The sequence below is a fragment of the Shewanella sp. SM74 genome (assembly GCF_025653725.1).
Lineage (GTDB): Bacteria > Pseudomonadota > Gammaproteobacteria > Enterobacterales > Shewanellaceae > Shewanella > Shewanella oncorhynchi.
This window is the reverse complement of sequence record NZ_JAKKRZ010000007.1, coordinates 25,881-40,264: the sequence shown is the minus strand read 5'-3', so window position 1 is coordinate 40,264 and position 14,384 is coordinate 25,881. Positions and strand designations below refer to the sequence as shown.

Sequence of the window (14,384 nt, the reverse complement as noted above, 5' to 3'; positions counted from 1 at the left end):
TCTGTTTTCACTGCACTTAGGGTTGTGTTACGCGGCGATTTCGCCGTTGTAGACTTGCCAAGAGATAATTTCTTTCTTGGTCTTGGGGTTAACCTTGCCCGTGGGTTTGCGATAACGAACATGCAGGTCGCGGCATTGGTCCTGTTTTTTTTGCTAGCTCAATGTATTGCGCGCAGAGCGAAGGCGTTGAGAGCGAGTGCGACAGCTTTTGTGGCTTCATGGTTTCAAACTTGGCCTTTGCCATTTCATCCAGCTTGGCTTGGTATTCCGCTGGGCTGAGTGCGCGACGCTTCGGCTGTACGCCTTCGTATAGGCTGCACTTTTTAGCCGCTTCTTTTTTAGCTATGGTCATGGACACGCCGTATACGAAGAACATGGTGGACTCCCTCTTTTTGTTCGCTGCTTACGCTGCGCGGTTGTTAACTTGGTCTTTTGCTGCTGCGTCGCGTTGCTTGTCGAGGTAGGCGGCAAGGTCGTTGACGTTGACTAACCAAGGGGCTTTATTCCCCTTACCACTGCGAAACGCGGGGAAGGGTAATTTGCCTGCTTTGGCGTAGTTTTGGGCGGTACGTGGCGCCAAGCCGAGATATTCATCGCTGATTTCATCTAGTGGCACGATGGCTTTATTGAGCTGGGCCATAAGTAAAAATGCTGTGTTCATGCTATTTGCTCCGCTGTGGCTTGCTCTGCTGCTTGCTTTAGGGCTAGCTGTTGCAGTTGTTGTTGAGTGCGCTGCCAGCCTTTGATCAGTCGCTCGAAAGTTGCGGTTTCTTGTGGATAGATGCTGCGCAACTGTTCACATTCAGCGATTTGCTTGTCGCAATGTTCCATGGCCGCGTTCATTTAAGCTCTGCTCAAACTGAGTTGGTGCACGTTGGTTGGGGCAGTTTCATTGCTCCAAACCATCACTGAGCCGTACAGGCCTTGCTTGGGTTCGGTGAAGCGCAAGCAAAAGCTGGGGCCAAGTTCGCCAGCGTGGCCGATGAACTGGCTGTGAAAGGCTGGGCTAGGGTGGTTGTAAGCAAAGTGCTTAGTGAGCTCTGCGCAGCGCGCTTGCACTCGTTGGCAATCCATTGGGTTGGTGTGGCCCTTGGCGATTGCCATGAGGCAAGCAAAGCGAATGGCAACCAGTAGACGAAACTCAGTGCGTTGCTTAGGTGATGTTTGAACTTTTGATAGAATCATTTCCGTGTTCCTAGGTAGTGGGTACAGGGATAAAGATAAGACAACTTACTTTTGTGGTCAATAAAAAGTTTGCTTATTTTTGGTTATTTTTATTTTGGTGATTTTTACAGCAAGGGGTGATATAAATTAAGGCATTGAACTAAGGAGGGTTTATGGGTTTTGCGATTGTATTTTGGGTGTGGGCTTTGTTGCTGTTGTTTTTTCTTATCGCGCATTTATGGAGGAAAGCTTCTGAATGGGCAGAGAACGAGGTCAAACAACGCACTATAGAGCAGAAAAAACCATGCGATAAAGTAGACGCTGATGATTATGTGCCATTTGGTATCGAAGGTAGTGATGTTGTGGCGGTCAATGAACAGGTGATATTAAACAAAGGCGCACCTTTTGAATTTGTTTTTTCTAATGTCGATCTTGAGGTTGCCAATCTTATTAGAAAGGTGCTAGATGATGCTCCATTTTATGATGAGTATGAAAGCAATTACAAATCAGTTTATATCCTTTGTTATTTATTTATCGTTCACAAAGTAAAGTGTACTACTTTTGACTTGTTTTTTACTGATGCACATTGTGATCTTATGGATTATCAAGAATTGAAAACCGAATTAAATGAGCATGAATTTTTAAAGAATAAAAAAATCTGCTTAGAAATGTTTAAATTGCCAGATTTTAAATTTGAAGATAAAGAAATAGAAAAAATTACAGATTTTATTAAATCACCTAATTTTGTTGAAGATTGTTATTACTTAAAGTTTTTAATGGATAGGTATAAGTTTAACGGTGTTCATGTTGTTGATGATGAAGATGATGTTTACTATGATAAATGGCATAGAGCGGTTAGGGATGACTTCGCGGTAAGAGGTGATGATATCAGCCTTACAAAACTTGTAGAAATGCTAAGAGTAAAAGATGTAAATGAGATGTTTAATGATGTGCTCACTGAAAAGTTACATCGAGTGAATAAAGCGCATGAGTTTGCTATTAACCACCCTGAATTCAAAGAGCGTTTATTTAAAAAATGGCCTTGCGAGAATCTTTTTTGTTTAAATTTAGAAAATGGGAAAGTGCTACAGGACTGTTATGATTTCAACATAATAAAGTCAAAGATGATTATTAACACGTTTTTTATTGCTGAGCGTAATTTAAAAGATTTTGGTTACAATAGCAGAAATAAGTTAGGCATTAACAGATGTGATTCATGCAAAAGTAAAAATATTAAAACAATGCCTTTAGCGTCAATAAAAACAGCTCCACCATATTACATTGGTTGTACGTGCAGACTAAATTAATACCGAGTACCAAAACACTTTACCGATGATCTTGATGTGTTTTAGTTTTTCAGTGTCCAGATGTTCGTCTGGCCATTCTTCTGTGTTGTAGCTGCGTAGGCGCAATCCGCCCCCTGGTAACTTATAAAGCATTTTTACGCGCAACATGCCGTCGTGGTTAATGGCGTACATTTTGCCGTCGATAATATCAACTTTAGAGGTGTCTACTCCAACGGTTGAACCGTGGGGTAATACGGGTTCCATGCTGTTACCTGCCACTTTTACGCATACGGCATCAGGTGTGCTGACTCCTTGCCCCCTAAGGGTTGATTTAGCAAAGCGCAGCTTGGGGCCATAGTATTCCCCCGCTTCTGCTATTCCTGCACCAGCGGCAAGTTCTACCTCCATGTAAAAGGGTATCTCCACTTCATCATCACCTAATGGGGTATTACTGTCCCATGTTTCAAAGCCGCCAGCCCATTCAGCATTCGACTCAGGCTTTGTAGCCACCTCACCATTTAGAAGCCAACTTAAATCACATTTTAATGATTTGGCCAAAGTGAATAAGTTTGCGCCTTTTGGTGCAGTTTCATCTTTTTCCCACTGTGTAACAGCAACAGCAGAAACCCCAACTAAAGCACCTAGTGCTTTTTGGGTAATACCTAAATCTTTACGCTTTTCGCGTATGCGCTGACCGAGTGTTTTCATGTAAGTGATCTTATCTTCAGTTGACAAAAGTTTCCTTTCTTTATATCGTAAGTAAACTTATTTTTATGGTGTGGAAACCTACCTATGACTAAAGAAGAAGCGGTGAAATTTTATGGTTCTCAATCGAAATTAGCCAAAGCGCTTGGGATTAATCCTGCCTCAGTTTCCCAATGGGGTGATGACGTTCCTGAGCTTCGCGCTTTTCAAATTGAGCGTTTAACGGGTGGTCAACTGAAGGCGACTGCGTTGCAGTTAGCCAATCCAGAGCAGGCCGCTTAACTTGTTTTACATTAGCAGAGAGAGGGTATTTAGCATGAAAACCAATTCACGTATGAATGTTAGTCGTTTGAATCTATTAATGAAGTCTATTCACCGTGTGTTAGAACTGCCGAAAATGAATCGGTTTGCGTTGGCGATGGATTTTGTGGCTGCGGTTGATCGCCTTGGCTTGAATGAAGTGTTAGCCACTGAGGGCATTAGCTTTGCTCACACTGATGATGTGCACAACGATGCCCGGGTTAATGCGCAAAAGCTGTTCCGTTGGTTGGGTCAGTACGAAGGGCAACATCCACAAGCTGAGCGCTTGTTTCATGTTGAACAGGCGTTAGTGGCGGCATTACCTGAACATTTGCGGGTGCAGTATTTGAATGATGTGTTTGGTTGTACTGGTGTGACTGTGATTGCTGACTCTATGCGTGATGGTCATGTGCTTAAAGTGGTTGATATGGCTGCTATTTTGACTAAGGAAAACAGCGAGGCACAAGTGGCAGTGATTCATTTAGGGACTGAGCCAAGCCGTGAGCAGTTAGTGGTGGCGCACCGTGAGTTAAAAGAGTCGGCGGCGACAACTCAGATGAGCATGGCGGCACTTGAGTTGGCTTATCCGTTTTTGGCGCGTTCCGGTTGTGCTGATAAGTCGTCTTCTATTGAGTTGCGCAAAAGCGAGCAGGTGGGCTGATGTCGGATAACGTTGATGATGCAAACAAGTTGGCCGATTTGCATTTGAATATTGCATTGGCTAAGCGTGATTTGCCTGCGCCTAGAGCCGTTACTGGCATGTGCCATTGGTGTGAGGCTCCGGTTGATGGCGTGGTGTTTTGTGATGCCGATTGCCGCGATGATTTTGAACGTGAACAGCGGAGAGCGAAACGATGAGCTATTTCGATGAGGTTTTGATTGAAACCCCTGAGGAGCGTGAGGCGTTTGAGCAGTTACATCGAGCCCAAATGATTAAGCGTATGGCTAAGATTGCTAGAAACGCACCGACTACCAGTGCAGAGGCGATTTGCGAGCGACTTTATGACGCGGGTTGTAAATTTAATGATTGATTTGAGGTGCGATATGACTAATCAAAATCAGTTAAGTGATAAGTGTTTGGATGATTTAGAACCGATGGTTCGTAGTGATATTACCATCCTGCGCTGTAAAGCGGCCTGTTTAAAATCACAGGCCGAGACAACGGATTGTGAGTCTACACGCGCGCTTCTTTTGGCAAAGTCCAATTGTGCATTTCTTGAGTCAGTAAGAATCGAAGATCTTGCTCGGTCATCGCTCGAACATCGCTTGGCTTCCAACAAAATTTTAAGCAGATATACAGGTGCACAGCGTCTATGCCTGTCACTCCTTTATATTTTTCGCGTTCGGCCAGTGCGTCACCAAATACGTCGAGTGAGTAGGCTTGCTTACCAAGCTCTTCATAGAGTTTTTTGCTTTGTTCGTAGTGTTCTGTCGTGCGGGTGGCTTTAGTCATGGCAATTCCTTTGCGCTTAGATTTTTTAAATAAGAAACCCCGCTGTTGTTTGGCGACGATACGGGGTTAATACCTTGAGAGGCATGATCATGTTAGGTATTTATTTTGTTTTAGTCAATTTTATGCTTGGTGGTGGCTTATGAGCATGGAATTGATGGTTAAGGCGATGAAGGCCAAGGTAGGTAATCCACTGCGTAAGCTGGTGCTGATTAAATTGGCGGATAACGCAAATGATCAGGGCGAGTGCTGGCCGAGTTATAAATCTATTGCTGAACAGTGTGAAATCACTCGTCGCAGTGTGATGGCTCATGTCAAAAAGCTTGAGGAAGATGGATTTTTACGGCGTGAGTATCGCGCAGGAGAAAAGGGCAATTCGACTAATATTTTTCATATTAATTTTAGCTTTCCACAGTTAAAAACAGTGAGTGAATTAAGTTCATCGGGTGAATTTGATTCACTACCCCCTAGTGAATTAAATTCACCAGCTAGTGAACCTGATTCACTACCCCTAGTGAATCAGGTTCACCCAGAATCTATCAATCTTGAATCTATCATTGATCCTTTAAAAGACTCTTGTCCTACAACGAGTGCTAAGTCGGTTTTCAATGCGTTTTTCAAAGCATATCCAGCCCACCGCAAAGGCGGTTCGGATGCTGCTGCGTGGAAAGCGTGGAAGTCTGAAAAGCTGACTGACCAAGATTGTGTGTTGGCGGTTGAGTGGCTGAAGAACGCGGTGGCTGTTGAACCGAGTTGGGGCTTTAGTGCTAACGGCCAGTTTGTGTTGGGTATTACCAAGTTTATCCGCGAACGCCATTGGCTAACACCGTTGCCTAAGGCTGCCTGTGCGCATTTGGGTATTGCGGTGCACAGTGAGACTGGCGGGCGTTTTGATTCGATTGGCGACTTTTTTAATACGGAGCTGTGACGATGATGGATATGAGCAGCGAAGTGAGTAAGTTATTAAAAAGATTAGGGGCACCTAAGCATATTCAGCCTGATCCGCCTGAGGTTCATCGTCAAAAAATCCGCGAGTTACAACGCCGTGATGAGGTGATCAAGTCGGATGAGCATAGACGACGTTTGAATAATGCTTTGTTTGGCAAGAGTGGCCTAAATGCGCATTTTTTAAGTTGTTCCTTTGAAAATTATAAGGTTGAACGTGCTGATCAGCGTAAGGCGCTTGATGTTGCTAAGCGGTTTGTGGAGAAGTTTGTTGAGTTGTCGGCGGTGGGTAAGGGTTTTTTGTTTATCGGTACGCCTGGCACGGGGAAAAACCATTTGGCTGCGGCGATCGCCAATGCGTTGATGGCAAGGCATCACTCTGTTGTGTTGTTGAGTGTGATGGATTTATTTGCGCGGGTACGTGAGAGCTATAACGACCGTTCGCTGAGTGAGGAACGTTTGATTGCTGAATTTATGCGACCTGAGTTGTTGATCATCGATGAGATTGGATTACAGCGCGGCAGTGTTGACGAAATGCTGTGGTTAACGCGGATCATCGATAAGCGCTTATACGGCCTTAAATCGACAGGGTTTATCACTAATTTGGATACTGCTGAGTTGCAAAAGGTGTTGGGTGAGCGGGCTTATGAGCGTCTGCTTGATGCGGCTACTGTGGCAGTTAAGTTTGATTGGCCGAGTTTTCGCGGCAAGGGGGCTTAATTATGTCAACTAAACCATTAACTCAGTTGCAACGGTTGCAGAAGATCATCACGGGTAATCGTTATTGGACCTTGTTTGAAATCCAGCAGGAGTGTTTAACCCGCTTTGGTAAGTTTGATAGCGAAACTGCGTTAAGTGCGCGTTTTAGGGATATGCCGCTGGATAAGCGCTGTAAGCGGCTGCGTGACGGCACTAGGCATACGTTTGAATATCGATTGGAGGCGTGATTATGGTTAAGCCATCGAGCGGGGTTGAGGTGGGTAAGTTGAACGAGGCATCGCTGCGCCGTTGGTTACGTGGCGGTTTGACGCGGGATTTTCGTGATCCACAGTTTCCTGAGCTGCGTTTACGGGCAACGGCAGATAGGTCTAAGGCGAGTGTGCATTTGGTGATTAATGAGGGTGATAAAACGGTTTGGAAGAAGCAAGGCGTGTGGCCAAGCATGTGCATTAAGACGTTTTTAGCGGATTTACCTGTGATGTTGGCTAAGCGCAGTGCTGGCGCCGATGTGTTGCGCGGTGAGTTTGCGACTGTGACTGATTTGCTGGTTTGGTATCGCAATCATTTAGAGGGTAATACGACCTTAAGCCAGAGCTGGCGCGATAACTGTAAGTCGATTATGAGTAAGCAGCTGTTGCCTAAATTGGGTGATCTGGCCTTGGCTGAGTTGTCGTTTTTGCTGGTTGATAGTGCATTAGTGAAGGTGATGCTGAATGAGGGTTATGCGCCGCATTACATCCGTTTGTGTGTGAATGTGCTTAAGCGGGCCTTGAGTTTGGCCGCTGATTTTAGGTTGTTATTGCTTAATCCGTTGATGGGGTATCGAGTGACGATGAGTTTAACCATATCACCTAAGCCTGATACGCGCTTGATGGAGTCTGACTTAGGCCCGTTGTTCATCGCTTTGCGTGATGCGCTGATGCCTGTTGCGATGCTGTTTATGCTGATGCTGATGTTCGGTACCCGCATTGGTGAAACCCGTTTGGCACGATGGGAGCATTTTGCGGGTGAGTATTGGTTTATTCCTGCAGCGAACGCCAAGAACCGCCAAGAGCACCGGCTACCGTTAACGCCTACAGCTAAGGCGCTTATTCAGCATTATTTTCAGTGGCAGCTTAAAAATGTGGGTAAGCGGGCGTTTTTGTTTGCGGGTGATGTGGGGGCTATTAGCCAGCGCACTGCGCATTATTGGAGTGAGACGATTCGGTTTAAAGAGTTTACCTCGCATGATTTGCGCAAGCTTTGCCGCACGATTATTCAGGACATGGGTGTCGATACTATGGTGGGTGAGCGGTTGCTTAATCATGCCCTGCCTGTGCTTTTGCGTACCTATGTTCATTCGACGTTGGATAAGGGCATGTTGAGTGCGCTTGATGCATATCACGCTCATTTAATTTCGCTCGGTTTTAGTGAGGTTGCGCCCGAGATAATCCCTAGATCGCCTGTGGATGTTGGGAGTGTTCAAACCCTTGGTGTGAGTGGGTGGCTGTGATGATCGTTGCATCAGCCTCAGAAGAGTATGCAATGGCACAAATTAAGGTGGTTTTATGAGTCATCCAGCTGCACAAATTCTAAAAACAGGTAGGGCGATTAAGGGGCTTTCTCAGGACGAAGTGGCTGAGTTTTACGGGGTAAGCCGCAGAACGTATCAGCGTTGGGAGAATGGCAAGAGCAACGTGCCTTATAACCACCTGCGCTCAATAGTGGATGATGTATTTCATTTATCGATAGACCAGATCACGGAGGTGGCGAATGCGGTTATGTGATGCGCAAGAGCAAGTTATTAACATGAAAGCCCTTCGTGCAGGGCTCAATGCCTGGGGGCGGTATTGGGCATTCCAAGAACTCGGCAAGGGCTTCGCCACTCGTAGTGCATGCGATAAGTTCGGCGAGGTGCAAGTGTATGGCTGCTCAGTCGCTCATGAGCCTGATGTACCCAAGCATGTGGCACAGTTTGATTTAATCATCAATGTGTTATCCATTGATTGCAAGCGCGCAATCCGCACCTGTTACGTGTGCAAAGGTCAGTGGGCATTGATGGGGTTCGATAGTAAGAAGTCTTATATCTACTGGCTTAGACGAGCAGAAATCCAATTAGCAAAGTGAGGTGAGTGATGGATAACGTACAACAAGAAACTAAGCGAGTGTTTATTGGCACTAACTGTAATATTTCGCTTTTGGGGAGTGATGGTAAGGAGTGGGTGAAGGTGGGCGGGCTGGTTAGCCATCAACCACCAAGTAGCCAGCAAGCAGATGCACAATGCTTTCACGTAACACGTAATGGGTTTGACAAGCGTTTTGAGGCAACAGAAGGCACTCTTTTGAGCAATCTAGTCGCATCTTGTTCGATTCAGTTTACGCTCAGACAACTGCCTGCAGAGCAATGGATGCTGAAAAATTTTTATTACAAAGGGTTTACTGCTCCGAGGGGGAAGATGTTTCGCAGCTTCAACCGCAAGCCAGCCAAGGCAAGGCCATGCTCGACCAAGGCGCGGTATTGATAACTGTTATCAGTTGCGGTCAGGGATGATCGCGGGTCCTTCCGGCCGCCTTCACTGCGGGGGCAGTGACGCGCAGTGCTTCACTACATATGAGAATTTTTAGGAGGTTGGTTGTTGTTTTATGAGACGCTTTTAATCTAAAGAATTATTCGCAACAAATATTTAACCTATCTTTATGATTTATATGTAAATTTACTATCGTTATTCTGGTCGTATTTGATGGGCTGTTTGTACGACTGTATATACCAACTTTGCTAGATCGTTTTTTGATCTTCCGATCATCTCGTTTTCACCTATGTGCTTTTTACGTGATGACCATTTTCTTGGCCTCGGGAAAATGGTTTTGATGCCTTGTGTTCTTAATCTATTTAAACGACTAAATCAGTTAAGTGATAAGTAAAAATATAAAGCTAGGTGAATGGTTTTATATTCAAATCAGTTAAGTGATAAGTAAATCAATAAGAATCATGTGATTAAGTTTTCACATATCACACCTTTACAAATTTGTCAGCGCCACTTTTGTCGCTTTTAGCGTCACTTTTGGCGCTTTCAAGGCCATTAAAATCGAGTACATTTATATACGCTTACTAAAGCTTCGTTTCTAGGCTGCACTCTCTCCCGCTCAAAGGGCTCCGTTTGGAGCCCTTTTTATTTGGTGTATTTATGGCTCGTGTCTCTTTGCGCAAAAAGGTTTATATCGCTGGCCCTATGTCTGGGTTGATTGATTGCAATCGCCCTGAGTTTCATTTGGCTGCCGATGTTCAGCGTGCGCTTGGGCATGTGGTGTTAAATCCTGCAACGCTGCCTGATGGTTTAACGCAGGCTGAATACATGTCGATTTGTTTGCCGATGTTGATGTGTTGCGACCGAATCTATTTGCTCGACAACTGGGCTAGTTCAGACGGTGCCAAAGCGGAGTATGCGTTAGCTAAAAAACTGAGCTTAGAGATTGTCTTTCAAGAGGGGATTGATCATGAAGTAGCGCTTATTGGTTTGCGTGGTAATGGTGAGGACCATTACTAAGCCGCCTGATTTCTCACAGGTGTAACCGCAAAAGAGAGTTCGCATTGCAACGCAGTCAGCGAAAGGTGGCCGATCTTGAAAAGATAACGGCATGACGCAGGTCGGGTTCGCGCCCCGTTAGTGCATCAGTAGCGCCAAAGTATTTCTGTGTAGACCAACCCCCGCTGAACAAAAGCGGCCGCTGCAATGGTGGTCGTGGTGGGTATGTGTTGCCGAGGTTTTATCAATACCTCCTCGGACGTTGAAAGACACTAAAAACATCAGCTGTTAGAGGCGGCTACCTCACCGTTGACCTAACCGTTGGCCGCGCTAAGGCTAACCTCATTTTAAAGGAGACTGACCCATGTCATTAAAGCAAAAGCTCATGGCACTGGGGCTTTCTTCTGCTGTCGCGCTGGCGGGGGCTAATTTGATTGCTCCCACCGAAGCGCCGAACGGCGAGCCCATTCTGCATACCTATCTGGATCCTGTGGATATTATCACCGCTTGCTTTGGGCACACTGGTCCTGAGCTTGAGCTCAACCAATTTTTTAGCGAGCAGCAATGCATTGAAATGTACGCCAAGGATTTAGGCAAAGCTGATCGCCAGCTGCGGCGGCTAACGTATCCGGTGCAACTTACTGAAGGTGAACACGCTGCTTACCTCAGTCTGATTTACAACTTTGGTGCGGGTAACTTTCAAACCTCCACCTTGCGCAAGCTGTTACTGCGCGGCGAACGGGTGGCCGCTTGTCACCAGCTCACCGATGCATGCGGTAAACACGGCTGTAATGGTTTTGTCTATGCCGCTGATATCAAGTTGCCTGGCTTAGTCGAACGCCGCAAAGAAGAACGTAAAATCTGCTTAAAGGATTTATATGTGGAACAAAATCATTAATGCCACTGGCTCGCTGCACCTATATTTAATCGCAGCGCTCATCATAGTGATAGCGCTACTTGGCATTAGTCTTACCGCCGTTAAAGCTGACCTCGCGTTAAAAAGCTCGCGGCTCGAAACGGCCGCCGTTAACCACCGCATGCTGCAAGATGATCTCTCGGTTGTCACCGATGAACTGCAAGCGCAGACCATCGAGCGTGACAGGCTCGCTAAGGATTACGCCTTTGCCTTAGCGCTCAATGAAAAAGCCGATAAAGTTAAGGCCGAGATTGATCGCCAGCTTGCTGATCAGCGAGAAGCCATTAAAAAACTAAGGACCTCAGCCAATGAACAAACCCGAAGTTGGGCTAATACTGCTGTGCCTGATGATGTTAAGCGGCTGCTCAAGCAAGCCGCCTATTGCGCGCACCGTAGTCACCAAGCAGACCCAATATGTGTTACCGCCGCAATCATTAATGAGCCAGTGCCTGCCAGCCGAATGTAGTTCAGATGCTAATGCCGATCTGCCCGATTGCATCATTCAACTCTTAGCCGTGATCACCAAATGCGATACCGATTTGCATAACATCGAAACATGGCGAACGGAAAAACAGCATGAACAATCCATACATTAATGATGTTGCCACCCAAAAAGGGCTCACGTTCAGCGCGTATATATCGTCACTAATGAGCACATTGGGAGGTGCTTTTACTATGAATAATGTGGGGATCCTCGTTGGTGTATTGCTCGCCTTCCTCACGTATTTGGGGAACATGGCTTATCAAGAATCCCGTCGTCGCCGCGAGTGCCGCCAAGAACTAAAAGACGAAAAGCGCAAACAAGAACTTCACGCTGCCGACATGCAACTGAAAGCCGCCCAGCTAAAACAAGTGGAGCATCCTAATGGCCCGCATTCAACCACCGATCCCCGAGCCTGTTCTACTGAATAAAACCGACCTATGCAAAAGCCTTGAGATAAGTACCCAAGCGTTTGATAAATGGGAAGTGCCAGTGCACAGCAAGCGCGGCCGTGAGTGTTTATACAAAATGGCCGATGTGGTGGGTAACAGAGTTGCCAACGAGCGTAAAAAAACCATCACTAAACCCGATGAAGATGATCCCGATAAGCCAGATATGGACTACGAACGCTGGCGCTTAATCCGAGCCCAAGCAGTTGGGCAGGAGATTAAAAACGAAAAAGACCTCAAAGAAGTGGTTGAAGTTAGTTTTGCCACATTTGTGCTAAATCGCATTGCTGCGCAAATTGCCCCAGTGCTCGATCAAATACATATACGGGTAAAACGCAAATTCCCCGACATTCCAGAACGCACAATCGACGCTATCAAAGCGGAGGTGATTAAAAGCCAAAACACCGCCGCCGATCTTGCGGAGGGCATTGAGGGTTTATTAGATGAGTATATCGGCCGCGCAGATTAAAAATCTGAAAGCTGCCGTTGCTGCTGGGCTGCGTTCGTTCTATCGCCCACCCATGCTCACCTGTTCACAATACGCCGACGAGCACTTTTACATGTCGTCAGAGTCCTCTTACACCGAGGGCAAGTGGGAAAGTTTACCGTTTCAAATTGGCATTCTTAATGCCATGGGTAACGACCAAATCAGCACGCTTAACTTAATGAAGTCAGCGCGTGTCGGTTACACCAAAATGCTGATGGCTAACGCTGCTTACAAGATTGAACACAAAAAGCGCAACGTGTTGATCTATCAACCTCGTGATGGTCAAGCCAAAACCTTCATGAAAAAGCACGTTGAAACGGCGATTCGTGACATCCCTGTTTGGCGCGCGCTTGCACCTTGGATGGGCCGCAAACATAAAGACAGCACACTAGAAGATAAGATTTTCACCAACGGCAAAACGCTGATGGTGCGCGGTGGTACCGCTGCAGCTAACTATCGCGAAATCTCCACTGATGATGTGATCTACGATGAGCTAGCGGGTTTTGATGAATCCATCGAGCACGAAGGTAACGCCACATCGCTTGGTGATACTCGTATCGAACTGTCGATGTTCCCTAAGTCGATTCGCGGTTCAACGCCTAAAGTGCTCGGTACCTGCCAGATTGAAAAAGCCTGCAGCGAATCACCGCACTATTTTAGGTTCAACTTGCCTTGCCCACACTGCGACGAACTGCAGGATTTAAAGTGGGGTGGCCCTGAAGAACCCTTTGGGATTAAGTGGCATAAAAATGCCAAGGGTGAGCACGACCCAAGCACAGCCTATTATCTGTGTGAGCACTGTGGTTGCTGCATCGAAAACAATCAGCTCGACGATATGGAGCTGCACCCAAGCGCAGTTTGGATATGCGAAAACACCGGCATCCACACTAAAGACTTTTTAGACTTTTATGATGCCGACGGAAACGACATCACCACGCCGCCCAATATCTCGATTCATATCTGGTCGGCCTATAACTCGCTCAACAGCTGGGCGAAACTGGTTACTGAGTTCTTTAAAGCCAAAGGCGATAAAGAAAAGCTGCAGACTTTCGTCAACACTAAGCTAGGCCAGCCATGGGATAACGACAACGGCGAGCGCTTAGAGTGGGAAGAATTAGCGAAGCGCCGCGAAATGTACCCGAGTGGCAAAGTGCCTAATTGGGTAGTGTATTTAACCGCAGGTATCGACACCCAAGACGACCGTTACGAAGGCCGCATTTGGGGCTGGGGCGCAGGTAAAGAGGCGGCATTAATCGACCGCTTTATTTTATATGGTGAACCTGCAAGCCAAGTATTAACAGACAAAGTGGCTGAGCGTATCGCTAAAAGCTATAGCCGTGCCGATGGGGTAATACTTAATATCGGGACAACATGTTGGGACTCAGGCGGTAACTACACCGATGAAGTCTACAGTATGAGTAAAAAACTTGGGCTGATGCGGGTGATACCCATTAAAGGTGCCAACGTTTACGGCAAGCCGATCGCCAATTTCCCCCGTAAGCGAACAGCTAAAGGCGTTTACTTAACAGAGGTTGGTACCGACAACGCCAAAGAGTTGTTGATGTCGATGTTGCGGATTGCCCCTGATGTTGATGTGCGCAAGCCTGGTGCAATTCACTTCCCGTTAAACGAAGCGGTATGTGATGACGTTGAGCTGCAACAGCTCACCAGTGAACGAAAAGTGCCAGTGCGTAAAAACGGGCGGATCATATATAAATGGGACAACCAAAAACGCCGCAACGAGGCACTAGATTGTTTCGTTTACGCCCTAGCCGCGCTGTATATCGCGATAGAGAAATTCGGCATCAACCTCGACAAGCTTTCAAAAGTTACCCCGATCGCCATATCAAGCAACCAACCCAAAGAACCTAAACCCAAAGCCGCAAAACAGGCCAATGCGAATGCTGCTTACCTAAACGGTGGCGGTGGTGGCAGTTCTGGCGGTTGGCTGTAGTTAATGCCAATAAAGCCAAGGATA

General features: G+C 46.4%; 25 protein-coding genes. 19 read left to right on the top strand and 6 right to left on the bottom strand.

Going from position 1 to position 14,384, the window contains the following annotated elements; genetic code table 11:
- Positions 1 to 88 precede the first annotated feature (88 nt).
- Genes L5M49_RS09110 through L5M49_RS09095 form a run of 4 tightly spaced genes read right to left on the bottom strand, consistent with a single transcriptional unit; the run spans position 89 to position 1,185 of the window.
- Positions 89 to 376, bottom strand: a complete 288-nt coding sequence (locus L5M49_RS09110; RefSeq protein ID WP_263265892.1) for a hypothetical protein — start codon at positions 374 to 376, stop codon at positions 89 to 91.
- Positions 377 to 403: 27 nt separating this feature from the next.
- The gene (locus tag L5M49_RS09105; RefSeq protein WP_263211285.1) at positions 404 to 661 is read right to left on the bottom strand and encodes a pyocin activator PrtN family protein; all 258 of its coding nucleotides are present in this window, start codon (positions 659 to 661) and stop codon (positions 404 to 406) included.
- Positions 658 to 843, bottom strand: a complete 186-nt coding sequence (locus L5M49_RS09100; protein ID WP_263265891.1) for a hypothetical protein — start codon at positions 841 to 843, stop codon at positions 658 to 660. The genes L5M49_RS09105 and L5M49_RS09100 overlap by 4 nt, the downstream gene beginning before the upstream one ends.
- Positions 844 to 1,185 (bottom strand): hypothetical protein, encoded by a 342-nt coding sequence (locus L5M49_RS09095; protein WP_263265890.1) that lies wholly within the window; start codon positions 1,183 to 1,185, stop codon positions 844 to 846.
- 152 nt (positions 1,186 to 1,337) lie between these two features.
- Here L5M49_RS09095 and L5M49_RS09090 point away from each other — a divergent pair, with 152 nt between their 5' ends.
- Complete coding sequence (locus L5M49_RS09090) at positions 1,338 to 2,471, top strand: hypothetical protein (RefSeq protein WP_263265889.1); 1,134 nt, start codon at positions 1,338 to 1,340, stop codon at positions 2,469 to 2,471.
- On the opposite strand, the gene L5M49_RS09085 is transcribed toward L5M49_RS09090, so the two are convergent.
- The gene (locus L5M49_RS09085) at positions 2,463 to 3,158 is read right to left on the bottom strand and encodes a helix-turn-helix transcriptional regulator (RefSeq protein WP_263265982.1); all 696 of its coding nucleotides are present in this window, start codon (positions 3,156 to 3,158) and stop codon (positions 2,463 to 2,465) included. The genes L5M49_RS09090 and L5M49_RS09085 overlap by 9 nt on opposite strands.
- Positions 3,159 to 3,242: 84 nt before the next feature.
- Between L5M49_RS09085 and L5M49_RS09080 the strand changes: the two genes are divergently transcribed.
- Genes L5M49_RS09080 through L5M49_RS09065 form a run of 4 tightly spaced genes read left to right on the top strand, consistent with a single transcriptional unit; the run spans position 3,243 to position 4,486 of the window.
- Positions 3,243 to 3,437 carry a Cro/CI family transcriptional regulator gene (locus L5M49_RS09080; protein WP_263265888.1) on the top strand — a complete coding sequence of 65 codons (195 nt, stop codon included), beginning with the start codon at positions 3,243 to 3,245 and terminating at the stop codon, positions 3,435 to 3,437.
- Positions 3,438 to 3,471: 34 nt separating this feature from the next.
- On the top strand, positions 3,472 to 4,116 hold the full coding sequence (locus L5M49_RS09075; protein WP_263265887.1) for a hypothetical protein: 645 nt from the start codon (positions 3,472 to 3,474) through the stop codon (positions 4,114 to 4,116).
- Positions 4,116 to 4,313 (top strand): hypothetical protein, encoded by a 198-nt coding sequence (locus L5M49_RS09070; RefSeq protein WP_263265886.1) that lies wholly within the window; start codon positions 4,116 to 4,118, stop codon positions 4,311 to 4,313. The genes L5M49_RS09075 and L5M49_RS09070 overlap by 1 nt, the downstream gene beginning before the upstream one ends.
- The gene (locus L5M49_RS09065) at positions 4,310 to 4,486 is read left to right on the top strand and encodes an SANT/Myb-like DNA-binding domain-containing protein (protein WP_263265885.1); all 177 of its coding nucleotides are present in this window, start codon (positions 4,310 to 4,312) and stop codon (positions 4,484 to 4,486) included. Before L5M49_RS09070 ends, L5M49_RS09065 begins: the two co-directional genes overlap by 4 nt.
- Before the next feature lie 143 nt (positions 4,487 to 4,629).
- Here L5M49_RS09065 and L5M49_RS09060 read toward each other — a convergent pair whose 3' ends face one another.
- Positions 4,630 to 4,908, bottom strand: a complete 279-nt coding sequence (locus tag L5M49_RS09060) for a hypothetical protein (RefSeq protein ID WP_263211265.1) — start codon at positions 4,906 to 4,908, stop codon at positions 4,630 to 4,632.
- A 139-nt stretch (positions 4,909 to 5,047) separates the two neighbouring features.
- On the opposite strand from L5M49_RS09060, the gene L5M49_RS09055 reads away from it, so the two are divergent.
- From L5M49_RS09055 to L5M49_RS08995, 14 genes are all read left to right on the top strand, one after another.
- Complete coding sequence (locus L5M49_RS09055; RefSeq protein ID WP_263265884.1) at positions 5,048 to 5,833, top strand: helix-turn-helix domain-containing protein; 786 nt, start codon at positions 5,048 to 5,050, stop codon at positions 5,831 to 5,833.
- A gap of 2 nt (positions 5,834 to 5,835) precedes the next feature.
- A complete protein-coding gene (locus L5M49_RS09050) occupies positions 5,836 to 6,570 on the top strand; it encodes an ATP-binding protein (RefSeq protein WP_263265883.1) in 735 nt (244 codons plus the stop codon).
- 2 nt (positions 6,571 to 6,572) lie between these two features.
- A complete protein-coding gene (locus tag L5M49_RS09045; RefSeq protein ID WP_263181695.1) occupies positions 6,573 to 6,797 on the top strand; it encodes a hypothetical protein in 225 nt (74 codons plus the stop codon).
- A 2-nt stretch (positions 6,798 to 6,799) separates the two neighbouring features.
- Positions 6,800 to 8,062, top strand: coding sequence for a tyrosine-type recombinase/integrase (locus tag L5M49_RS09040; RefSeq protein ID WP_263265882.1), 1,263 nt, complete (start codon positions 6,800 to 6,802; stop codon positions 8,060 to 8,062).
- A gap of 55 nt (positions 8,063 to 8,117) precedes the next feature.
- Positions 8,118 to 8,336: a helix-turn-helix domain-containing protein gene (locus L5M49_RS09035; protein ID WP_259213806.1), complete on the top strand. Its 219-nt coding sequence runs from the start codon at positions 8,118 to 8,120 to the stop codon at positions 8,334 to 8,336.
- Complete coding sequence (locus tag L5M49_RS09030; protein WP_263265881.1) at positions 8,323 to 8,676, top strand: hypothetical protein; 354 nt, start codon at positions 8,323 to 8,325, stop codon at positions 8,674 to 8,676. Before L5M49_RS09035 ends, L5M49_RS09030 begins: the two co-directional genes overlap by 14 nt.
- 8 nt (positions 8,677 to 8,684) lie before the next feature.
- On the top strand, positions 8,685 to 9,071 hold the full coding sequence (locus L5M49_RS09025) for a hypothetical protein (RefSeq protein WP_263265880.1): 387 nt from the start codon (positions 8,685 to 8,687) through the stop codon (positions 9,069 to 9,071).
- A 663-nt stretch (positions 9,072 to 9,734) separates the two neighbouring features.
- Positions 9,735 to 10,094, top strand: coding sequence for a DUF4406 domain-containing protein (locus L5M49_RS09020; protein WP_259213800.1), 360 nt, complete (start codon positions 9,735 to 9,737; stop codon positions 10,092 to 10,094).
- Between the two features lie 343 nt (positions 10,095 to 10,437).
- Positions 10,438 to 10,971 carry a lysozyme gene (locus L5M49_RS09015; RefSeq protein ID WP_263265879.1) on the top strand — a complete coding sequence of 178 codons (534 nt, stop codon included), beginning with the start codon at positions 10,438 to 10,440 and terminating at the stop codon, positions 10,969 to 10,971.
- Positions 10,952 to 11,455 (top strand): hypothetical protein, encoded by a 504-nt coding sequence (locus L5M49_RS09010; RefSeq protein ID WP_263265878.1) that lies wholly within the window; start codon positions 10,952 to 10,954, stop codon positions 11,453 to 11,455. The genes L5M49_RS09015 and L5M49_RS09010 overlap by 20 nt, the downstream gene beginning before the upstream one ends.
- Positions 11,337 to 11,585 carry a hypothetical protein gene (locus L5M49_RS25330; protein WP_411569101.1) on the top strand — a complete coding sequence of 83 codons (249 nt, stop codon included), beginning with the start codon at positions 11,337 to 11,339 and terminating at the stop codon, positions 11,583 to 11,585. Before L5M49_RS09010 ends, L5M49_RS25330 begins: the two co-directional genes overlap by 119 nt.
- Positions 11,566 to 11,901 (top strand): phage holin family protein, encoded by a 336-nt coding sequence (locus L5M49_RS09005; RefSeq protein ID WP_263265877.1) that lies wholly within the window; start codon positions 11,566 to 11,568, stop codon positions 11,899 to 11,901. The genes L5M49_RS25330 and L5M49_RS09005 overlap by 20 nt, the downstream gene beginning before the upstream one ends.
- Positions 11,855 to 12,388, top strand: a complete 534-nt coding sequence (locus L5M49_RS09000) for a terminase small subunit (protein WP_263265876.1) — start codon at positions 11,855 to 11,857, stop codon at positions 12,386 to 12,388. The genes L5M49_RS09005 and L5M49_RS09000 overlap by 47 nt, the downstream gene beginning before the upstream one ends.
- Positions 12,363 to 14,360 (top strand): phage terminase large subunit family protein, encoded by a 1,998-nt coding sequence (locus tag L5M49_RS08995; protein ID WP_263265875.1) that lies wholly within the window; start codon positions 12,363 to 12,365, stop codon positions 14,358 to 14,360. The genes L5M49_RS09000 and L5M49_RS08995 overlap by 26 nt, the downstream gene beginning before the upstream one ends.
- Positions 14,361 to 14,384 lie beyond the last annotated feature (24 nt).